We start from the raw sequence: 22,107 nt of genomic DNA on the forward strand, positions 1-22,107 counted from the left end.
TCATGCACAACACCGTCATCAACCAGACCGGCTCTCATCTGGAGATCGTTTCCTTTCACCTCGGTGAGCAGGAATTCTGCATCGACATCATGGCGATCCGCGAAATCCGCGGCTGGGCGCCGGTCACCCCGATGCCGCACACGCCGCCTTACGTTCTCGGCCTCATCAACCTGCGCGGCGCCGTCATCCCGGTCATCGACATGGCCTGCCGCCTCGGCATGAAGATGACCGAGCCGTCGGAGCGCTCTGCCATCATCGTCACCGACATCGCCGGCAAGCTGGTTGGCCTGCTGGTCGAACAGGTGTCCGACATGATGACCATCAAGAGCGAAGACCTGCAGCCGGCACCAGAGATCATTCCGGAAGAACAGCGCGCCTTCTGCCGCGGCATCGTTGCCCTGGAGAAGACCATGGTCTGCTTCCTCAACCTCGACACCGTCATCGCCGACGAACTGGCGCGCGAAGCCGCTTAAGTTTTTCGACGGACCACAAACAAAACCGCCCGCAACGGATCTCGTTGCGGGCGGCTTTCGTTTGACGTCATCGATCGCAGGACCGGCCTGACGGCATCCTTATCCGGAAATCTCGACGGAAAACGCAAAGCGGGCGCTTGCACCCGGTGCCAGCGTCTGGCTGTAGGGCCGCTCCGCCAGCGCTTTCGACCAGCCATTCTCGGCCGCCATGCCATGCCAGGGCTCGATGCAGATGAACGGTGCGCCCGGCTTCTGCCAAAGCGCCAGATTGGGCAGGTTGTCAAAGGTGAAGTGCATGGTGGGCCCACCCTTGGCGCTGTAGCGCAGCCCCTCGCCGGCGCCCTCGGGAAACACCATCGCATCCGCATCGAACATCTCGTGGGCAAGCACCAGCCGACCATCCTTGAATGGCGACGGATGCTTGGCAAAGGACAGCAGCCCGCCCGACAGGCGGATCAGATCGGGCGCGCCGTTGTTGTCCAGCGTGATCACGTGGTCCTCACCCTCCGCACCCGGCAGCGGCCAGACGAAGGCCGAGTGAAAGCCGATCCCGAACGGCATCGGCCGCTGATCGCGATTGGTGACCTCGGCCGCCACCGTTAGCGTCTGGCCCTCAAGGCTGTGCTCGACCGCAAGCAGGAATTCGAACGGATAGGCCGCCTTGCTTGCCTCCGACGCGCCAAGCTCGTAGCGGCACATCGTCGGGCTGGAGGCGGCAAGCGTGAACTCCGCGCGGCGGGCAAAACCGTGCTGGTTCATCGGATAGGCCTGTCCGTCGATCTCGACCGTATCGTCAGGCGCCTTGCCGACGATCGGAAACAGGATCGGCGACCGCCCGCCCCAGAATGCAGCATCGCCGTTCCAGAGCAGGTCGTGCCCATCATGGGTGGTCAGTGCCTGCATCTCGGCACCGAGCGAGGAAACATCGACAGTCAAATATTCGTTTGCAATCCGTGTTGGGCTTGGCATCGATTGTCCTCTTCGATCTGATCCGAAGCGGACCATATCTGTGCCGTGTAACGATTGCCATATGGCTGCCAACGACGGCGCGGGCGCTCACCGAAAGTTGCGGACATGGCCCACCATCATTGCGGCTTGCCGTTTTTCCACGTCACGCTCTGCCCGTAGAGCGAGACGGTAGACAGCGCCATCTTCGCCGATCCATCGACCAGTTCGCGCGAATGCGCCAGATAGATCAGCGTGTCGTTCTGCTTGTCATAGATCCGTGTCACCACCAGCTTCTTCCAGACCAGCGATATGCCCGATTTGAACACCTCGTCTCCGCCCTTCGACAGATCGATATCGCCGATCTCGATCGGCCCGGTCTGGTGGCAGGAGATGGCGCTGTTGGAAGGGTCCTCGAACCATTTGCCGTTCTTGACGCGATCGATGACGCTGCGGTCGAAATAGGTGACATGGCAGGTCACGCCCTTGACCTCGGGGTCAGCCACCGCATCGACAAGGATATCGTTGCCGATCCAGTCGACGCCGACCTTGCCGACGACATCGGCAGATGCCGAACCGGCGCAAAGGCCGATCAGCGTGGCGGCGGCAAGCATGACATTGCGTTTTTTGAACATATTGGCTCCCTGAATGATCAGAGGCTTAGATAGGCAGGGCCGGCATCTTTGCAAGCAAGGCGAACCGCATCAGACACAAGGCGTTTTCCCCTGCCGCGCTTGAGCCTCACGCCTCAAGCCTTCCGGCAGGTGCAGGGCTCGTAGCCGGTGGCCATCAGCCGCCCTGGCTTCATGCCGATCAACGAGGGGATGGCATCTACGGCGGCAGCGCCGACCTGTCTCGCCATCTCGATCGCCGCCTGCGCGCAGACGGCGGCATCCTCGGCAGCGTTGTGGTGCACAAAGCGCAGGCCCAGATGCTCGGCCAAAATATTCAGCCGATGCGACAGAAAGTGCGGCCATATCCGCTGCGACATCTTCAGGCTGCAGAGATAGGTGAGCTCCGGATAGGACTGGCGATAAAGATCGAGACTGGAACGCCAGACGCTGAAATCGAAGGAGGCATTGTGTGCGATCATCGTCGCACCGCGAAAATCATCGTGGAACTCGTCCATCACCTCGGGAAACTCCGGCGCATCCGCGACATGCTCGGGCCGGATGCCGTGGATGGCGATATTCATGCCGGAAAAGCGCATGTCCTTCGGACGGATCAGCCGCTCCTCGACGCGCGTGACCCTGCCATCCTCGATCCAGGCAAGCCCGACGGAACAGGCACTGCCGCGCTGCTCGTTGGCGGTCTCGAAATCGATGGCGATGGTCTTCAAGCGGCAAAACTCCGATTCGTACGCTGCTCCAGCAATAGCGGCGCGGCGGCACAGAGGCAAATCACGCGAACGGATTGACTTCCGACGGCACATATCGGAACCTGACGCCATGATCACTAACGCAACCATGACGACGCTTCATATCACCACGACCCACATGGGGTACGCGGGAGCGACGGTGCGTTGACAGCATAGCGATCATCCCGAGACCCCTGCCGAGGCGAGCAGGGTTTTGGGAACCGGCTCTCCTCCTTTATCAAGAATGGAGAGCACGACGTGGCCGATAAGCCTGAATATCCATCGAACGAATGCGAATTACTGTCGGGCGACATCGTCGTGCGGGCCGTTCTTCCGTCCGACGCAGAGGACGTCACGACGCTGATCAACCTGCCGGGCTATCGCGCCGGCACGCTGCGCCCACCCTTCCAGTCCGTGATGGATGTCCGCAAGCACATCGACACGCCCTCGCCCGGCGCGCTCAACCTCGTCGTCACGCTTGATGGCAGGATCGTCGCCAATGGCGGCCTCACCCGCTACGCCGGCCGCCGCCAGCATGTCGCCAGCATCGGCATGGGTGTGCACGACGACTTCACCGGCCGCGGCATCGGCAAGACGCTGCTGGCCGCGATGGTCGAAGCCGCCGACAACTGGCTCGACATCAAGCGGCTGGAACTCACCGTCTACACCGACAACGACGCCGCCATCTGCCTCTACCGCAAATTCGGCTTCGAGCAAGAAGGCCTGCTCCGCGCCTTCGGCTTCCGGGCGGGGCAGTATGTCGATGCCTATGCGATGGGGCGGCTGAGAGGGTGAACAGAAGAGGCGACCCTACGAAACCCGGCCGCCTCTACACCTTCGAGACAAAAATCAACCGCCGATCAAAGCCAGCCACTCGTCCTCGTCCATCGTCTGGACGCCAAGTTCGCGTGCCTTTTCGAGCTTCGAACCGGCACCCGGCCCAGCCACCAGAATATCTGTCTTCTTCGACACCGACCCGGCAACCTTGGCACCAAGCCCCTCTGCCCGGGCCTTGGCTTCGTCACGGGTGAACTTCTCCAGCGAGCCGGTGAACACCACTGTCTTGCCGGCGACCGGGCTGCCCGACGTGACCGGCTGCTCGGCCACCTCGGGCGTCACTTCGGCCAGCAGCCGCGTGATCACCTCGACGTTGCGCGGCTCCTTGTAGAACTCGACGAGGGCGCGGGCGACGATCTCGCCGATGCCGTCGATGGCATTGAGTTCGTTCCAGGCCTCGCCGAACAATGGCGCCGCCTCCTTCATCGCCGTCTCGAAGGCCTCATACGTGCCGTAGGAGCGCGCCAGCAGCTTGGCGGTGGTCTCGCCGACATGGCGGATGCCGAGCGCGTAGATGAAGCGGTGAAGCGCGATGCTGCGGCGCTCGTTGATCGCAGCATAAAGCTTGCCGACGCTGACCTTTCCGAAGCCGTCGATATTCTCGAGCTTGGTCAGTGCCGAGCCCGCCTGCCGCTTCTCCAGCGTGAAGATATCGGGCGCCGTGCGAATCTGCAGCGACGGGTCCTCGCTCTCGAAGAAGAAATCAACCTGCTTGGCGCCGAGCCCCTCGATGTCGTAAGCATTGCGCGAAACGAAATGCTTCAGGTGCTCCGTCGCCTGCGCCGAACAGGTAAAGCCGCCGGTGCAGCGCGTGACAGCATCGACCTTGCCGGTCTTCTCGTTGACCTCGCGCACCGCATGGCTGCCGCAGACCGGGCAGGTCTTCGGAAACTCGTAGGAGACCGAACCGGTCGGCCGCTTCTCCATCACCACGTCAAGCACCTGCGGAATAACGTCCCCGGCTCGCTGCACAATCACAGTGTCACCAACGCGGATATCGTGATCGTCCTCGCGGATGCGCTCGCCCGAATTGCCGACACCTTTGATATAGTCCTCATTGTGCAGCGTCGCATTGGTGACGACAACGCCACCCACCGTGATCGGCGTCAGCCGCGCCACCGGCGTCAGGGCGCCGGTGCGGCCGACCTGGATCTCGATCTTCTCGACCGTGGTAAACGCCTGCTCCGCCGGAAACTTGTGCGCTGTCGCCCAGCGCGGCGAGCGCGAGCGGAAGCCAAGTCGCGCCTGCAGGTCGAGACGGTCGACCTTATAGACGACACCGTCGATATCGTAGTCGAGATCCGGCCGCTTCAGCCCGATCTCGCGGTAGTGCCCGATGATATCCTCGACCGAGGACAGCCGCTTCATCAGCGGATTGATCGGGAATCCCCATTTGCCGAAGGCCTCGACCATGCCGAGCTGCGTATCGGCCGGCATCTCGGAAATCTCGCCCCAGGCATAGGCAAAGAAGCGCAGGTTGCGGCTCGCCGTCACCTTGGCGTCGAGCTGGCGGAGCGACCCGGCCGCGGTGTTGCGCGGGTTCACATAGGTCTGCTTGCCCTCGGCCTCCATCTGCGCGTTCAGCGCCAGGAAGTCGCTCTTGGCCATGTAAACCTCGCCGCGCACCTCGACGACGTCAGGCGCGTCCGCTGGCAGCGTATTCGGAATATCCTTGATGGTCTTCACGTTGGCGGTGACGTTCTCGCCGGTCGTTCCGTCGCCACGCGTCGCCGCGCTCACCAGCTTGCGGTTCTCGTAGCGGATCGACATCGACAGCCCGTCGATCTTCGGCTCGGCGGTAAAGGCGATCGAACCATCCGGCAACTGGCCGAGAAAGCGGTAGACCGAGCCGATGAAATCCTGCACGTCCTCGTCGGAAAACGTGTTGTCGAGCGACAGCATCGGCCGTGAATGGGTGATCTGCGCGAAGCTCGCCGACGGTGCCGAGCCGACACGGCGCGATGGGCTGTCTGCGCGAATAAGCTCGGGATAGCGCGCCTCGATCGCATCGTTGCGCCGCTTCAGCGCATCGTAATCGGCATCCGAAATCGCCGGCTGGTCCTTGCCGTGGTAGAGCTCGTCATTGCTGGAAACCACCTTCGCAAGACGCTCCAGCTCGGCGGCGGCCTCTTCTATCGTCAGGGCATCGATGGCGGTGGCTTCTGTCGACATGCGGTCTCGCTCCGAAAATTCTGGAGTCGTTTTAGAGCAAAATCGACGGAAGGAAAGAGTTGCCAAAGATCAGGCAGGCGCCTTCCCCAGCTCTTGATTGCGGCAAGCCGCCTATTCGCCCGCGGCCAGCAACCGCTTGGCGGCAGCCCTCGCCTCTTCGGTCACCGAAGCGCCGGCCAGCATGCGGGCGATCTCTTCGGTGCGATCGTGCGGCGCCATCGTCGCCACCCGCGTCGCGATCTTCTCCGAGCCTTCGGCCGCCGGTCCCTTGGAGATCAGCAGGTGCGTCGCAGCCCGTGCCGCCACCTGCGGCGCATGCGTGACCGACAGCACCTGAACCTTGGCCGACAGCCGCTTCAGCCGCTGGCCGATCGCGTCGGCCACAGCACCGCCGACACCGGTGTCGATTTCGTCGAAAACAAGCGTCGGCGCCGAGCCGCGATCGGCAAGCGCCACCTTCAGCGCCAACAGGAAGCGAGACAGCTCGCCCCCGGAGGCAACCTTCATGATCGAGCCGGGGCGCGTGCCGGGATTGGTCTGGACGTGGAATTCGATGACGTCGATGCCTTCGGCCGCAGCTTCATCCGGATTGGAGGTGATCTCCACCATGAAGCGGGCGCGCTCGAGCTTCAGCGCCGGCAATTCCGCCATCACGGCGGCAGCCAATGCCTCACCGGCCTGATGCCGCTTCTTCGAGACCGCCTGCGCCGCCACCTCGAAATTCGCCTTGGTGACACCGACCTCGGCCTCGAGCTTGGAAAGCTTCTCCTCGCCGGCATCGAGATCGGCAAGATCGTTGTTCATCCGCACGGCCAGAGCCGGCAATTCCGTTACCGGAACCGAATATTTCCGCGAGGCGCCGCGCAGCGCAAACAGCCGTTCCTCGACGCGCTCCAGTTCCTTCGGATCGTATTCGGTCTTGCGAAGGGCGGCCTCCACTTCCATCTGCGCATTGGAGAGCTGATCCAGCGCCGCGTCGAGCAGCGCCACAGTGTCTTCGAGTAGTCCGGGCGCCTCATGGCTCTTGCGCTCCAGCCGGCGCACCAGCGAGGCGATATGGGGCACAGGAGAGGCATTGCCATTGAGGAACTCGGACGCCTCGGCAATATCGCCGGCGATCCGCTCGGCCTTCATCATCTTCTGCCGACGTTCGGCCAGATCATCCTCTTCGCCATCCTGCGGCGAGAGCTTTTCCAGTTCCTCGACCGAGGCGCGGATATAATCGGCCTCGCGGGCGGCGTTCTCCACCTTCTCGCGGTGCTTCTTCAGCGTCCGCTCGGTGTCGCGCCAGATTTTATAAAGCTGGGAGACGCCGGCAACCTCGTCGTTGATGCCGGCAAAGGCGTCGAGCAGGATCCGGTGTGCGTGGGTATCGACCAAAGCCCGGTCGTCGTGCTGGCCGTGGATTTCGACCAGCATCTGCCCCGCCTGCCGCATCAGCTGCACGCTGAGCGCCTGATCGTTGACGTAAGCCTTGGTGCGGCCGTCAGAAGTCTGCACCCGCCGGAAAATCAGGTCGCCATCATCGTCGATGCCATTGTCGCGCAGCAGCTTGCGGGCACCGTGATCCATCCCGACATCGAACACGGCAGTCACCTGCCCCTTGTCCTCGCCGTGGCGGACAAGACCGCCATCGCCGCGCCCGCCAAGGGCGAGCGACAGGCTGTCGAGCAGGATGGATTTGCCGGCACCCGTCTCACCGGTCAGAACCGACAGGCCGGCCTCGAAGGCAAGATCCAGCCGCTCGATCAGGACGATATCGCGGATCGAAAGCTGGATCAGCATTGGCCTCAGGAACCGAGCAGGAGTTTCTTGCCGGCAGCCGAAATCCACGAACCCTGATTTTCGCGCGGCTCTGCGCCGTTGCTCTTCAGGAGCTTGTAGGAATCTGCATACCACTGGCTGTCAGGATAGTTGTGGCCAAGAACGGCAGCAGCCGTCTGTGCTTCTTCCACGATCCCCATCGCGTAGTAGGCTTCGACCAGACGGGCGAGCGCTTCTTCGATCTGGTTGGTGGCCGGATATTTCTCGACGACGATGCGGAACCGCGAGATGGCGGCAAGGTATTCCTTGCGCTCCATGTAATAGCGGCCGATCTGCATTTCCTTGCCGGCGAGCTGGTCGCGGGCAAAGCGGATCTTCGCCTGCGCATCATCGACATATTCCGAATCGGGATAGTTATCGATCACAGCCTGCATCGCAGTCACGGTTCTTGCGGCAGCGCGCTGGTCCTGCGTGACGTCAACGATCTGCTTGGAATAGGTGAGACCGATCAGATACTGCACATAGGCGGCATCCTTCGACTTCGGATACTGCGCCATGTAGCGATTGCCGGAAGCAAGCGCGTCGTCCAGGCGGCCCTGGCGGTACTTGACGAAGGTGCTCATCACCAGACCCTTGCGGGCCCACTCTGAGAACGGGTTCTCGCGGTCGATCGAATCGAACTTGCGAGCGGCTTCCGCCATGTTGCCCGCCTTCATGTTGGCGAGACCCTGCGTATAGAGAACGTCTGGCGGATCGGTCTCGAGACCGAGCTTGGTGATGTCGATATCGGGGTCGGACTGGCATCCGGAAACTAAGGCACCTGCGCTCAGCACCAGGAGCGATGCGAACAAAGCACGCGCTGTCTTCATCATACTTTCAGACCCTGCATAACCCATCGGAACATCCCAAATGCCACCATCCCTCAACGGCAGCCACGCCTCGCTGGCGTTTCTAGCCACAAATCCATGACTAGGGCAACGCAATGATGATGCATTAACGCATTTTTGTGGCGGCGCTGCCAACAATCACCCGTTTTGCCCAGAGAAAACCTTATCCGTTACCGCTAAACATCTGCCGTAAAACATCTATCGGGAATCAAAGCGGCCTGTTCCACATAAAGAAACCGCCCCCCGAAGGAGGCGGCCCTGGCCTAAAGAATGCGGCGGAGGTCAAGCCGACCAGGGAGCAAATTCAGGTGCGTTGACGCGGATGAAGTCGCGCGGTGCGACACGCTGGCGCGGTGCAGACGTCTCGACGACTTCATAGGCCGTCGGATCGCTGAGCAGCGCCTTGAGAGCATTGGCATTCATCTTGTGACCACCGCGATACGAGCGGTAGCAGCCGATGAACGGTGCGCCGGCAAGTGCCAGATCGCCAACGGCATCGAGCGTCTTGTGACGCACGAATTCATCCTTGGCGTAACGCAGGCCTTCGACGTTGATGACGGTGTTGTCGTCGGAGATGACGACGGAGTTCTCGAGCGAGGACCCAAGCGCATGGCCGGACGCCCAGAGGCGTTCGACATCGCGCATGAAGCCGAAGGTACGTGCGCGCGACAGCTCGGACTTGAAGGTCGAGGCAGTCATGTCGCCTTCCCATTTCTGACGGCCGATCAGCGGCGTATCGAAATCGATCTCGACCTCGAAGCGCATGCCGTCATAGGGACGAAACTCGCTCCACGAACCGCCATGCTCGATGCGAACCGGCTTGGTGACGCGAATATAGCGACGCTTGACGCCGAGCGAAACCAAGCCGACCTGTTCGATAGCATCGATGAACGGCATCGAGCTGCCATCCATGATCGGCATCTCGGCGCCATCGACTTCGATCAGGACGTTGTCGAGACCAAGCGCGTAGACCGCAGCCATCACATGTTCGACCGTCGCGACGGAGCGCGCCGGAGAAAAGCCGAGAATGGTGCAGAGGTCGGTGTTGCCGACCTGGGAGGAAACAGCGCGAAGTTCGGTGACTTCGCCATTGTCGTGCATGCGATTGAATACGACACCAGTGCCGGCTTCAGCTGGGTTGAAGGTAATCGAAACGTCAGCACCGGAATGAACGCCAATCCCGGAGAGACTGACCGGACGCGATACCGTCGTTTGAAAACCCAACATGCCAATAACCATAAATCTTGCCTTTATTATCCTTGATGACCTGCTGCGACCTATGTGTCGAACCCATCTACCAAGGCTTACTTCCCTCCGTCCCCGCGACACAATAAGGCGCACGAAGACGGTTCGTTAGCCCATACATACGTGTGCCCGCGCTGCAATCCAAATCACTGTTTCTTTCGCTTTGTTACGAAAGCATGCGTTTGAAATCAATGAGCAATTAGCCCAAAAGCCGATGCTAAAAAACAACAAGGCCCAGGAGTGAACTCCCGGGCCTGCTCGTGGCGATTCTGTGTCGAGATCAGTTCGACTGGCGGCGAAGGAAAGCCGGGATTTCGAGCTGATCGTCTTCCTGCATCATGCGCGCCTGCGGCACGCTGCGGCCCTGATCGTCAAGGTTTCCGCGGCGTGGTGCATAGAGGCTTGCTTCCGGCGACAGCGGGCGGCGCTGCTGGGAAGCCGCTGCCGGAGCAGACGTCATCTCAGGAGCAACTTCCTCTTCGCGACGGCCGAGCGAATTGGTGATCCGCTTCAGAAGCCCCATGGGACCGCGCTCTTCATGCGCATGCGACACCGGTGCCGGCTGCGAACGATGATCGATTTCGGCCTGGACCACCGGCGGGAAGTCTTCGACCTTCGGCATGCGAACCGGCTGCTGCTGCATCACTGGAGCAGACTGCTGCATGACAGGCGCCGGCTGGTGCATCATCGGCTGCGGAGCCGGCTGCTGCATCACAGGGGCCTGCTGCTGGATGGGCGCCGGGCGGATGATCGGAGCGGCTTCAGGAGCAGCGAAGATCTTGCTCTGCGGGCGGAACGTTTCCTGCGGAGCGGGCTGCTGGTGAACTGGTGCTGCAGCGCGCGGAGCATGGATTTCCAGTTCGCGTTCCATTTCGGCCTCGGCCATGCGGATGGTCTGGGCGATCTGGTCGGCCTTCGGTGCCTGCTGCATCATGGGTGCAGGCTGAACTGCGGCCGGCGCCGGAGCAACGGCCGCGGAAGGACGGATAATCGGCTTCGAAATCTGCTGGAAGTTCTTGCCGGCAGCTTCGTTCATCGCGCGGTCGATGCCGGTTGCGACGACGGAGACGCGGATGATGCCTTCGAGCGATTCGTCGAAGGTCGCGCCGAGGATGATGTTCGCATCCGGATCGACTTCTTCGCGGATACGGGTGGCCGCTTCATCGACTTCGAACAGCGTCAGGTCGCGACCGCCTGTGATCGAGATCAGCAGGCCCTGGGCGCCCTTCATCGAGGTTTCGTCGAGCAACGGGTTGGCAATCGCAGCTTCGGCAGCCTGCATGGCACGGCCCTGGCCGGAAGCCTCGCCGGTGCCCATCATGGCGCGGCCCATTTCGCGCATGACCGAACGCACGTCGGCGAAGTCGAGGTTGATGAGACCTTCCTTCACCATCAGGTCGGTGATGCAGGCAACGCCCGAGTAGAGAACCTGGTCGGCCATCGCGAATGCGTCGGCAAAGGTCGTCTTGTCGTTGGCGATGCGGAACAGGTTCTGGTTCGGAATGACGATCAGCGTATCGACCGACTTCTGCAGTTCCTGGATGCCCGATTCGGCCAGACGCATGCGGCGTCCGCCTTCGAAGTGGAACGGCTTGGTGACGACGCCGACCGTCAGGATGCCCTTGTTGCGGGCGGCCTGTGCGACGACAGGAGCAGCACCGGTGCCGGTGCCGCCGCCCATTCCGGCGGTGACGAAGCACATATGCGTGCCCTGCAGATGATCGACGATCTCGTCGATGCATTCTTCAGCAGCTGCACGGCCGACTTCCGGCTGCGAACCCGCGCCGAGACCTTCGGTGACGCTGGCGCCGAGCTGGATGATCCGCTCTGCCTTGGTCATCGTCAGCGCCTGTGCATCCGTGTTGGCAACGACGAAATCGACGCCCTGGAGGCCTGCGGAGATCATGTTGTTGACAGCGTTGCCACCGCCACCGCCAACACCGAACACGGTGATGCGCGGCTTCAGCTCAGTGATATCTGGCTTATGCAGCTTGATAGTCATGGTACCCGTTCCTTCTCTCTATGGCCGCATCGCCACGCCGGCCAATTCACTCAATTTCTAGAAGCTTTCCTTCAGCCACTGGCCCATTCGGGCGAAGCGACTGCTATTTCCGCCAAGCGACATGAGCAGACCGCTCTGTGACGCATGTGTTTCCATGTCCGCAACCTGCGGATAGATCATCAGGCCGACAGCCGTCGAAAAGGCCGGACCCTTGGCCGCCGTCGGAAGACCCGAGACGCCCATCGGACGACCGATGCGAACGTTGCGGGCAAGGATCTTGCGGGCAACATCGGCAAGGCCAGTCAGCTGGCTTGCGCCGCCTGTCAGCACGACACGCTTGCCGACGATCGGGCTGAAGCCCGAGCGCTGGATGCGGTCGCGAATCAATTCCATTGTCTCTTCGATGCGGGCGCTGACGATGCGCGACACCAGCGCACGCGGCACCTGCGTCGGCAGATCGCGGTCGTCCTCGCCGATCGGCGGGATCGAGATCAGCTCGCGCTCATCCGAAGAGTTCGGCATTGCCGAAGCGTGAACCACCTTCAGGCGCTCGGCGTCCTCGATGCGGGTCGAAAGGCCGCGCGCCAGATCGGTGGTGACATGATGACCGCCGAGACCGACGGCATCGGTGTGCACCAGCTTGCCTTCGGCAAACACCGAGATCGTCGTCGTGCCACCGCCCATGTCGATGGCAGCGCAACCCAGTTCGACTTCGTCATCGACGAGTGCAGCCAGACCGGACGCGTAAGGCGTCGCAACGATACCCTCGACCGAAAGATGGGCGCGGTTGACGCTGAGCTCGAGGTTCTTAAGCGCCGTGCGCTCGGCGGTGACGACATGCATGTCGACACCGAGAACGTCGCCATACATCGACAGCGGATCGCGAATGCCGCGCTCGCCGTCGAGCGAGAAGCCGGTGGCCAGCGAATGCAGCACGGCGCGATCCTGGCGCAGCGACTGCTGGCAGGCCGCCGACAGAACCTTCTTCAGGTCGTTGAGTTCGACTTCCTGGCCGCCGAGATCGATGGTCGCGGTGTAGATGTCGCTGGTCAGGCGGCCGGCCGTCAGGTTGACGATCAGGCTTTCGACCGTGAGGCCAGCCATGCGCTCTGCCGCATCGACCGCAAGACGGATGACGCTCTCGAGCGCATCGAGGTCCGAGATCGCACCGGTCTTGATACCGCGCGACCGCTGATGGCCGATGCCGATGACTTCGATGTTATGCGTACGGCCTGGGAGAACCTGGCTCTCCTCGCGTGGCGTCAGACGACCGATCATGCAGACGACCTTCGTCGAGCCGATGTCGAGCACCGAGACCACATGCGACCGCTTCGACGAAAGCGGCTTCAGGCGCGGCAATCCAAAATGGGACGAACCGAACAAGCTCATATATTCTGCCCCGCCTTCTTCAAATCCTTGGTGCGCTGATCAAGAACAAGCTGACGGCGCTCCATGGCTTCGGGCGTCAGTTGAATGGCCATACGGTCGGCAAGACGCAGATCGACGGCCGCGATGTCGCGGTCGAGAATCGCCTGTTCACCGTTGAACTTCGACAGGCGAGCAAGCGCCTGATCGACATCGTCTTCCGGCAGCTTGACGACGACGCCGTTGTCCATGTGCAGGTCCCAGCGACGACCGGAGATCCAGACGTATGCCTTCACCCGCGACTTGATATCGGGCCACTTCGAAAACTCGCCATCGAGCGATGCAGCCGCCACCTCGGCGCCGCGACCGACGACCAGCGGCAGCTGCGAAAACTTGTTGTCGCGAAGCGGAGCGATCACCGCCCCGCCCTTTTCGACGAGAGAAAGCTCCACACCGTGCTGCCAGATTGCATAGGCCTCACGCTCCTTGAGCTTCACTTCGATCGTCTTCGGATAAACCTTGCGAACCTCGACGCTTTCGACCCAGGGAAGCTTCGCGATCTTCTGGCGCGCCGCATCGACATCGAGCGCGACCAGCGAGGTCGTGCCGTCGAGACCGATCAGCTGCAGGATATCGATTTCAGAAGTTTCGGAATTACCGGAAACCTTCACATCCTCGACGGCAAAGCCGGCAGCAGCCGTCGTTGCCTGCGCCACCACATCCGTGTGACCACCGAGAGACATGCCATAGAGGCCGGTTGCCGCCAGAAACACCAGCGCCGAAATCGTGCCCGTGTGCGCCGGAATATAGATGCGGCCGCTACCGAGGCTGACAAGAAAACGCGTCGCGCGGCGCAGCGGCCGCGGCAGCACGATCCGCCCGTCGCCTTCCGGATAGGAAGGCTCGGCGTGGTGGCTTGGGCGCCCCATCCTTTTGACCGTTACCGAGAACAAGAAGCGTCCTCCACCATCCAACGAAGAAATTCACCAAACGAGTAACCGGCATGGCCGGCCATTTCGGGCACAAGCGAGGTTGGTGTCATGCCTGGCTGAGTGTTGATCTCCAGCCAGATGATTTCGCCGTCTTCGGAGACGCGATCATCGTAACGAAAATCCGACCGACTCACTCCACGGCAACCAATTGCTTGATGCGCCCTTAACGACAATGATTGTATTTTTTGGTAAATATTCGGTGAAATTTTTGCCGGGATGACGTGTTTCGAGCCACCTGCGACATACTTGGAATCATAATCATAGAAACTGTGGCCTTGCGGCACGATCTCGGTCACACCGAGGACCTGATCGCCCATAACGCCGCATGTCAGCTCGCGCCCGTGAATGTAGCGCTCGACCAGAACCTCTTCGCCATAGCGCCATTCCGAAGACCCGATGATCTGCGGCGGCCGCGACTGGTCCTCCTGCACGATGACCACGCCGAAGCTGGATCCCTCGCGCACCGGCTTGACGACATAGGGCGGCTTCATCGGGTGCTCGGCCGGAAAGGCAAAGCGATTGATCACTTGCGACTGCGCCACCGGAATGCCGGCAGTGGCCGCAACGCCCTTGGCCTTGCTCTTGTCCATAGCAAGAGCCGAGGCAAGAACACCTGAATGCGTATAGGGAATTTCGAGATATTCGAGGATTCCCTGGATCAGGCCATCTTCGCCGAACGGCCCATGCAGGGCATTGAATGCCACATCGGGGCGCAGCGCCGAGAGCACTGCCGAGACATCGCGATCGACATCGATCCGGGTTACCTGGAAGCCTTCAGCCTCGAGAGCATCCGCGCACGCCGCCCCGGACGAAAGGCTGACAGGCCTCTCCGAGGAAAATCCGCCCATCAGGACAGCGACATGCTTGCGACTCATAAATACCCCCGAAAATAATCTGCATTTTGAATTCCAAGACTTGCACCAGGCTTGTTTCGCTCCGAATCTGGATCACCTGCCGCATGTGTATTAGAGCAGCATTATAGTTAACGAAGCGTTTACTTTCGTTAACTTCCGACTTCGGGAGCTACGAAATGGCACATGGTTTAAGGTGCCTTGAAACGCAAAAACCCCGCAACGCCAAGCGCTACGGGGTATCGGTCAAACCGAAGCAAAAAGTTTAAGCGTCTTCGCCAACCGCCTTCCAGACGAGCCCGCCAAGCACGCCGCCGACAATCGGCGCCAGCCAGAACAGCCACAGTTGCTGCAGCGCCCAACCGCCGACGAACAGCGCCTGCCCTGTCGATCGCGCCGGGTTCACCGACGTGTTGGTCACCGGTATCGAGATCAGATGGATCAGCGTCAGCGCCAGCCCGATCGCGATCGGCGCGAAGCCGGCAGGCACGCGGCTGCTGGTGGCGCCGAGGATGATGAAGATGAAGAACCCGCTCAACAGCACCTCGATGACCAGCGCCGAAAGCAGCGAGAAGCCGCCCGGCGAATGCTCGCCATAGCCATTTGCCGCGAACCCGCCCAGCTCGAAGCCCGCCTTGCCGCTGGCAACGACATAGAGCACCGATGCCGCCGCAACCGCGCCGAGCACCTGCACGACGATATAGGGCAGCAGCCGACCAGCCGGCAGCTTGCCCGCAACCGTCAGTCCGACAGAGACCGCCGGGTTGAAATGACCGCCGGAAATCCCGCCGACAGCATAGGCCATGGTTAGTACAGTCAGACCGAACGCCATGGCGACGCCGACGAAGCCTATCCCAAGTTCTGGAAATGCGGCAGCAAGTACGGCACTGCCGCAGCCGCCGAACACCAGCCAGAAAGTACCAAGAAATTCAGCAATAAGACTTTTCTGCATATTCCCCTCCCGCGCCCACAACCAAGACGTTAATAACAAATCCGCTATTTGTCATACCGGGTCAAGAACAGCCTGCCTCCGATCTTTCTGGCTCGAAAAGCAAGCACCCTATTTTTTGTCCATTTATTGCGCGTTTGGCATTTGCGCCGAATTAAAATTGCGTTATGAGCCCTTTGCCTCCCAAGGGCATTCAACTGAAATCCCGATTGGAATGAAAATGTCAGACGCGATATCCAGAGTATCGCCGACGCCCGCTTCATCGAACAGTGCACCGCTCAACTCGCCGGCACGCGTTCTGATCGCGAGCCTCGTCGGCACCACCATCGAATTCTTCGACTTCTACGTTTATGCAACCGCCGCCGTGCTGGTCTTCCCGACGCTGTTCTTCCCGAACAGTGATCCGACCACCGCGCTGCTGGCATCCTTCGCCACCTTCTCGATCGCCTTCTTCGCCCGCCCGCTCGGCGCCGTGGTGTTCGGCCATTTCGGCGACAGGGTCGGCCGCAAAACGACACTGGTCGCAGCGCTGCTGACGATGGGCATCTCGACCGTCATCATCGGCCTGCTGCCATCCTACAATTCGATCGGCGTCTTCGCACCGCTGCTGCTGGCGCTTTGCCGCTTCGGCCAGGGCTTCGGCCTCGGTGGCGAATGGGGCGGAGCAGTGCTGCTCGCAACCGAGAACGCACCTGAGGGCAAGCGCAGCTGGTACGGCATGTTCCCGCAGCTCGGCGCGCCTGTCGGCCTCTTCCTCTCGTCGGGCATCTTCTGGATCCTGCTGCAGATGATGCCGCAGGAGCAGCTGCTCGCCTGGGGCTGGCGCGTCCCCTTCATCGCCTCGATCGTGCTGATCGTCATCGGCCTCTGGGTTCGCCTGTCGATCACCGAAACGCCGGCCTTCCAGAAGGCCATCGACAAGCATGAGCGCGTTGCCGTTCCCGTGGTCGAACTGTTCCGCAAGCACAAGCGCAGCCTGTTCCTCGGCACCTTCGTGGCGCTCGCCACCTTCGTGCTGTTCTACATCGGCTCCGCCTATCTGCTGTCCTACAACGTCAAGGTCCTGAAGATCCCGTTCCTCGACGCGCTGGAAATCCAGATCGTCGGCTCGGTCGTCTTCGGTATCTTCATCCCGATCATCGGCAAGCTTGCCGAGCGTTACGGTCGCCGCGAAATGCTGATCCTCACCACCGTGCTGATCGGTATCTTCTCCTTCTTCCTGCCCGGCCTGATGACCGGCGGCGAAGGCAGCATCCTAGTGTTCGCGATCATCGCCATGGCGCTGATGGGCATGACCTACGGCCTGATCGGGACGGCACTCGCTGCTCCCTTCCCGACCGCAGTCCGCTACACCGGCTCGTCGATCACCTTCAACCTGGCCGGCATCTTCGGCGCATCGCTTGCGCCTTACATCGCCACCTGGCTGCAGGCCAACTACGGCATGACCTATGTCGGCTACTATCTCGGCGCCGCCTCCGTGATCACGCTGATCTGCATCCTGGCGTCGGGCCGCGACGAAGTCTGATCGCAGACGCCCAAACCATCCGAACAGGCCGCGACGGGAAACCGCCGCGGCCTTTTACGTTGTCTGTTAACGCCCACCCCCTATCTTCGCCGATACACGGATTGGAGACGGGAATGCTGACAAGACGATCACTGCTGACAACAGGACTGGGTGCCGGTGCATCGCTGGCAATGCCGCGGTTAAGCCTTGCAGCATCCGGCCCGGCAACCGACGTCACCTTCCTTGTCATCAACGACATCCACGCCTGCCGCATCGGCGACGGTCTCAGCCCCGATTGCCAGGCCGAGGGCAAGACAGACGCGAACCTACTGCGCCATACCAGGGCGCTGAACAACATCCACCACCAGCCCTGGCCCGAACAGATATCAGGCAAGCCCACGGGATTCGCGCTCGCGGGCCAGCCGATCGCCAAGCCTCAGGGCGTCATTGTCTGCGGCGATGTTACCGACGACGGCGGCGGCCAGATGGCGGAGCTCGCCGAGGGCTCGCAACTGCTGCAGTTCTCGCACCGCTACCAGCAGGGCCCCGGCGCCGATCACATCCACTTCCCGGTCTATGTCGGCCTCGGCAACCACGACCTCGACCAAGACGGCCACCCGCCGCAGATCGACTGGTACCGCGACGAACTGCGCGACTACGTGCAGATGAACCACAAGCCCAGCGTCTTCTTCAAGCCGGTGGTGCCGGTCGACAATTACGACGAAGCCTCCGACAACTACTCGTGGAACTGGGGCGGACTGCATCTGATACAGGCCCAACGCTACGGCGGCGACACCTCCAAGGGAACGGCCAGCAGCCTCGACTGGATGAAGCGGGATCTTGCAGCCTATGCCTCTGACGGCAGGCCGGTGGTAATCTTCCAGCACTATGGCTGGGACAGATTCTCGCTAGAGCGCTGGGACCCTGCGAAGAGCACCTTTACCGACGAAGGCAGTGGCGCACCGCATTGGTGGAATGACTCACAACGTCAGCAATTGCTCGCAACCATCGAGGGCTACAATGTAATCGGCATTTTTCACGGGCATGAGCACGATACGCCGATGGCCTACAAGGTGGGAGGCATCGACGTCTTCAAGGCAAGAGCCGCCTTCATGGGCGGCTTCAGCCTCGTTCGTGTCAAGGGCGACACGATGGACGTCGCCATCGGCGACGCCAGCGATGAGACAGGGGGCGTGATCTTCACAACCGCCTTCACCAAACGCTTCGGCAAAGCCTGACGCTATTGCCTATTCCGTCGTCACGCCCTGGAACGGACGAACCTCGCGGCCCGGCATGAACACGCCCAGACGCTTGATTTCCCATTCGAGCTTGATACCCGCCTGCTCGAACACTTCGCGGCGAACCTGCTCGCCGAGATATTCGAGATCGTAGCCGGTCGCCTGACCATTGTTGATCATGAAGTTGCAATGAAGCGACGACATCTGCGCGCCGCCGATGACGAGCCCGCGGCAACCCGCCTCGTCGATCAGCGTCCAGGCCGAATGGCCCTCGGGGTTCTTGAACGTCGAGCCACCGGTCTTCTCGCGGATCGGCTGCACGGTCTCGCGGTGACTGCGCACGGCATCCATGTCAGCGCGGATCTTGGCGCGTTCCTCCGCATAGCCCTCGAACAGGACCGAGGTGAAGATCAAATCGCTCGCAGCAGACGAATGGCGGTACTCGTAGCCCATGTCGGCATTCGAGAGCACATGCTTGTTGCCCTTGCGGTCGATGGCCGTCACTTCGACCACACGATCACGCGTCTCGCCACCATTGGCGCCGGCGTTCATGCGGGCCGCACCACCGATGCTGCCGGGAATGCCATAGTAGAAATGGAAACCGCCGATGCTGTTGTCCATCGCCATTGCGGCAACGTGCTTGTCGGGGCAGATCGCACCGGCGCGGATGCGATTCTCGCCGGCAAGCTCGACGGAGCCGAAGCCCTTGGCCGACAGGCGCAGCACAACGCCGGGAATGCCGCCGTCGCGAACCAGGATGTTGGAGCCGACGCCGACAACCGTCAGCGGCACCTCGGCCGGGAGAAGCTTCAGGAAGGCGATGAGGTCGTCTTCGTCGTGCGGCTGGAACATCAGTTCCGCCAGGCCACCGGCATGGAACCATGTGACGCGGTCCATCGGCGCATCCGGCGTGATTCTCCCGCGGATGTCCGTTACACCGTCGCCGAGCGACGCAAGAAGCTTTTCCCCATTCACCTGTTTCATGCAGATATACCCGAAAGGCCTTCCAGTTGCTTGGGCAGCGCTGCCGCCCAGTAAGTGATACTCCCAGCCCCCAACAGAACCACAAAATCGCCTGGCTTTGCAATCTCTGCGACCATTTCAGGCAAAAGCTCGGGGGAAGCGAGGAAGCGCGCATCGCGATGCCCGCCGGATTTGATACGCGAAACAAGCGTTTCGGCGTTCACGCCGTCAATCGGCTCTTCGCCCGCCGCATAGACCGGCGCCAGGAAAATGCTGTCGGCATCGTTGAAGCAGGCGGCAAATTCCTCGAACAGGCTGGCGAGGCGCGAGTAGCGGTGCGGCTGGTGCACGGCGATGACGCGGCCCTTGCAGGCCTCGCGTGCGGCGCGCAGCACAGCCTTGATCTCGACCGGATGGTGGCCGTAATCGTCGAAGATCTGCACACCGTTCCATTCGCCGGTCAGCGTGAAGCGACGCTTGACGCCACCGAAGGAGGCAAGCCCCCTGGCGATATCTTCGTTCGACATGCCGAGGCGATTGGCGACCGCAATCGCAGCCGTCGCATTCGAGATGTTGTGGCGGCCGGGCATCGGCATCACCAGATTGTCGAGCTTGATGACCTGGCCGGTACGGCGGCGGCGGATCTCGACGTCGAAGATCGAACGCGGACCGTCGATGCGCACATTCATGAAGCGAACGTCGGCCTGCGGATTTTCGCCATAGGTGATAACCTTGCGGTCCTCGATACGCCCGACCAGTGCCTGCACTTCAGGGTGATCGAGGCACATGACGCCAAAACCATAGAACGGCACGTTCTCGACGAACTGCCGGAACGCAGCGCGCACGGCGTCGAAATTGCCGTAGTGATCGAGATGCTCGGGGTCGATATTGGTGACGACGGCAACATCGGCCGGCAGCTTCAGGAAGGTACCGTCCGACTCGTCGGCCTCCACCACCATCCACTCGCCCTCGCCCATCCGGGCATTGGTGCCGTAGGCATTGATGATGCCGCCATTGATGACGGTCGGATCGAGACCACCGGCCTCGAGCAGCGTGGCAACCAGCGACGTGGTCGTGGTCTTGCCATGCGTGCCGCCGATGGCGATCGCATTGCGGAAGCGCATCAGCTCGGCCAGCATCTCGGCGCGGCGCACCACCGGCAGCAGCTTTTCGCGGGCAGCGATCAGCTCCGGATTGTCCTTCTTGATCGCGGTCGAGACGACGACGACTTCGGCATCGCCAAGGTTCTGGGCCTTGTGGCCGACGAAAACCTCGATACCTTTTTCGCGCAGGCGCTGCACGTTGGCGCCATCGGCCTGATCCGATCCCTGGACACGATGGCCGAGATTGTGCAGCACTTCGGCAATGCCGCTCATGCCGATGCCGCCGATACCGATGAAATGGACGAGGCCGATGGCCTTCGGCATTTTCATGCGCTCTTCCCCTTGAACTCTGCAATTGTACGTCGCGCCGCAATAGCCTCTACCATGTCGGCAAGCAAGTTCGCAGCGTCAGGTTTGCCCGCCTGTCTGGCGGCAGCGGCCATCCGGGCCAGCTTTTCCGGGTCGTTCATCACATGCGTCAGGATCGAGGCGATCTTCTCGGACGAGAGTTCCGCCTGCACGATCACCTTGGCGCCACCGGTGGCCGCCAGCGACGCGGCATTGGCCGCCTGGTCGTGATCGAGCGCGTGCGGATAAGGCACCAGGATCGCCGGACGGCCGATCACCGAGATCTCCGACACGGTCGATGCACCGGAGCGGCAGATCACCAGATGCGCCTTGGCCAGTCGCTCGGCCATATCGTTGAAGAACGGGGCGATGTCGGATGCTGCCCCCATATCGAGCTTGGCAACGCAATCGCCGACCATGCCCATGTCCTCGGGCCGCACCTGCTGGGTGATCCGCAGACGTGCGCGCAGATCGTCGTCGAGCAGGCTGATCGCCGTCGGCATAGCCTTGGAGAAATACTGCGCGCCCTGGCTGCCGCCGAAGACCACAAGATTGAACGGTTCACCGGCATGCGACGGCATATAGGGCGTCTTCGCAGCCTCGATGACGGCGGGGCGAACGGGATTGCCCGTCGTCACCGTTTTCTCTGGAAAGGCGCCGCCATTCTCCGGCAGGAAGCCGCCGGCAATCGCCTGCACGCGTGATGCCAGCGCCTTGTTGGCGCGTCCCATCACCGCATTCTGCTCATGGATCATCGTCGGCACGCCGAGACGTGTCGCCGCCAGCAATGGCGGCACGGTCGGATAGCCGCCGAAGCCGACGACCACGACCGGCTTCAGCCGCGCAATCAGCTTTTTCGCCGCCCGCATGCCGCTCCACAGCGTCCACAGCGAACGGGCGACCGCCACCGGGTTCTTCGAGGCGATGGTGGCCGAAGGCACCACATGAATCTCATCGGCCGGGAACTTGCCGGCGTACCGCTCCGCCCGGCTGTCCGTGACCAGATGCACGGAATAGCCGCGTTCCCTCAGCTTGTAGGCCAGAGCCTCCGCCGGAAACACATGGCCGCCGGTTCCCCCGGCGGCAAGCAGAACGATACCCTTGCTCATGAA

The 22,107-nt window shown here is 61.7% G+C and carries 19 protein-coding genes; 4 read left to right on the plus strand and 15 right to left on the minus strand.

Annotated elements, in window-relative coordinates; all coding sequences use genetic code 11:
* Positions 1-2 precede the first annotated feature (2 nt).
* Positions 3-473, plus strand: a complete 471-nt coding sequence (locus GVL52_RS17935; protein ID WP_160009562.1) for a chemotaxis protein CheW — start codon at positions 3-5, stop codon at positions 471-473.
* Positions 474-572: 99 nt separating this feature from the next.
* Here the strand turns inward: GVL52_RS17935 and GVL52_RS17940 are convergent, their stop codons facing one another.
* From GVL52_RS17940 to GVL52_RS17950, 3 genes are all read right to left on the minus strand, one after another.
* Positions 573-1,442, minus strand: a complete 870-nt coding sequence (locus GVL52_RS17940; protein ID WP_160009564.1) for an aldose 1-epimerase family protein — start codon at positions 1,440-1,442, stop codon at positions 573-575.
* Positions 1,443-1,558: 116 nt separating this feature from the next.
* Entirely contained in the window at positions 1,559-2,053 is a 495-nt protein-coding gene (locus GVL52_RS17945) for a CreA family protein (RefSeq protein WP_160009566.1), read from the minus strand.
* 113 nt (positions 2,054-2,166) lie between these two features.
* The gene (locus GVL52_RS17950; protein ID WP_160009568.1) at positions 2,167-2,757 is read right to left on the minus strand and encodes a 3'-5' exonuclease; all 591 of its coding nucleotides are present in this window, start codon (positions 2,755-2,757) and stop codon (positions 2,167-2,169) included.
* Between the two features lie 276 nt (positions 2,758-3,033).
* On the opposite strand from GVL52_RS17950, the gene GVL52_RS17955 reads away from it, so the two are divergent.
* Positions 3,034-3,570: a GNAT family N-acetyltransferase gene (locus GVL52_RS17955; protein ID WP_160009570.1), complete on the plus strand. Its 537-nt coding sequence runs from the start codon at positions 3,034-3,036 to the stop codon at positions 3,568-3,570.
* Positions 3,571-3,624: 54 nt separating this feature from the next.
* Here GVL52_RS17955 and ligA read toward each other — a convergent pair whose 3' ends face one another.
* The 9 genes from ligA to aqpZ form a co-directional block, all read right to left on the minus strand.
* Entirely contained in the window at positions 3,625-5,784 is a 2,160-nt protein-coding gene (gene ligA / locus GVL52_RS17960; protein ID WP_160009572.1) for an NAD-dependent DNA ligase LigA, read from the minus strand.
* A 111-nt stretch (positions 5,785-5,895) separates the two neighbouring features.
* Complete coding sequence (gene recN / locus GVL52_RS17965; RefSeq protein ID WP_160009574.1) at positions 5,896-7,569, minus strand: DNA repair protein RecN; 1,674 nt, start codon at positions 7,567-7,569, stop codon at positions 5,896-5,898.
* Positions 7,570-7,574: 5 nt separating this feature from the next.
* Positions 7,575-8,444 carry an outer membrane protein assembly factor BamD gene (locus tag GVL52_RS17970; protein WP_200847849.1) on the minus strand — a complete coding sequence of 290 codons (870 nt, stop codon included), beginning with the start codon at positions 8,442-8,444 and terminating at the stop codon, positions 7,575-7,577.
* Between the two features lie 273 nt (positions 8,445-8,717).
* Positions 8,718-9,674 carry a UDP-3-O-acyl-N-acetylglucosamine deacetylase gene (gene lpxC, locus GVL52_RS17975; protein ID WP_160009578.1) on the minus strand — a complete coding sequence of 319 codons (957 nt, stop codon included), beginning with the start codon at positions 9,672-9,674 and terminating at the stop codon, positions 8,718-8,720.
* Positions 9,675-9,960: 286 nt separating this feature from the next.
* Positions 9,961-11,682, minus strand: a complete 1,722-nt coding sequence (gene ftsZ, locus GVL52_RS17980; protein WP_160009580.1) for a cell division protein FtsZ — start codon at positions 11,680-11,682, stop codon at positions 9,961-9,963.
* A gap of 57 nt (positions 11,683-11,739) precedes the next feature.
* Entirely contained in the window at positions 11,740-13,071 is a 1,332-nt protein-coding gene (gene ftsA / locus GVL52_RS17985) for a cell division protein FtsA (protein ID WP_160009582.1), read from the minus strand.
* Positions 13,068-14,000 (minus strand): cell division protein FtsQ/DivIB, encoded by a 933-nt coding sequence (locus GVL52_RS17990; protein ID WP_160009584.1) that lies wholly within the window; start codon positions 13,998-14,000, stop codon positions 13,068-13,070. The genes ftsA and GVL52_RS17990 overlap by 4 nt, the downstream gene beginning before the upstream one ends.
* Positions 13,988-14,914, minus strand: a complete 927-nt coding sequence (locus GVL52_RS17995) for a D-alanine--D-alanine ligase (protein ID WP_160009586.1) — start codon at positions 14,912-14,914, stop codon at positions 13,988-13,990. Before GVL52_RS17995 ends, GVL52_RS17990 begins: the two co-directional genes overlap by 13 nt.
* 241 nt (positions 14,915-15,155) lie before the next feature.
* Entirely contained in the window at positions 15,156-15,842 is a 687-nt protein-coding gene (aqpZ, locus tag GVL52_RS18000) for an aquaporin Z (RefSeq protein ID WP_160009588.1), read from the minus strand.
* A 217-nt stretch (positions 15,843-16,059) separates the two neighbouring features.
* Between aqpZ and GVL52_RS18005 the strand changes: the two genes are divergently transcribed.
* Positions 16,060-17,364, plus strand: coding sequence for an MFS transporter (locus GVL52_RS18005; protein WP_160009590.1), 1,305 nt, complete (start codon positions 16,060-16,062; stop codon positions 17,362-17,364).
* A 113-nt stretch (positions 17,365-17,477) separates the two neighbouring features.
* On the plus strand, positions 17,478-18,581 hold the full coding sequence (locus GVL52_RS18010) for a metallophosphoesterase (RefSeq protein ID WP_160009592.1): 1,104 nt from the start codon (positions 17,478-17,480) through the stop codon (positions 18,579-18,581).
* A gap of 9 nt (positions 18,582-18,590) precedes the next feature.
* On the opposite strand, the gene murB is transcribed toward GVL52_RS18010, so the two are convergent.
* The 3 genes from murB to murG are packed head-to-tail and all read right to left on the minus strand — an operon-like array spanning position 18,591 to position 22,104.
* Entirely contained in the window at positions 18,591-19,565 is a 975-nt protein-coding gene (gene murB / locus GVL52_RS18015; protein WP_160009594.1) for a UDP-N-acetylmuramate dehydrogenase, read from the minus strand.
* Positions 19,562-20,977: a UDP-N-acetylmuramate--L-alanine ligase gene (gene murC / locus GVL52_RS18020; RefSeq protein WP_160009596.1), complete on the minus strand. Its 1,416-nt coding sequence runs from the start codon at positions 20,975-20,977 to the stop codon at positions 19,562-19,564. Before murC ends, murB begins: the two co-directional genes overlap by 4 nt.
* Positions 20,974-22,104: an undecaprenyldiphospho-muramoylpentapeptide beta-N-acetylglucosaminyltransferase gene (gene murG, locus GVL52_RS18025; RefSeq protein WP_160009598.1), complete on the minus strand. Its 1,131-nt coding sequence runs from the start codon at positions 22,102-22,104 to the stop codon at positions 20,974-20,976. Before murG ends, murC begins: the two co-directional genes overlap by 4 nt.
* Between the last annotated feature and the right edge of the window lie 3 nt (positions 22,105-22,107).

Source organism: Rhizobium sp. 18055 (genome assembly GCF_902706285.1).
Lineage (GTDB): Bacteria > Pseudomonadota > Alphaproteobacteria > Rhizobiales > Rhizobiaceae > Rhizobium.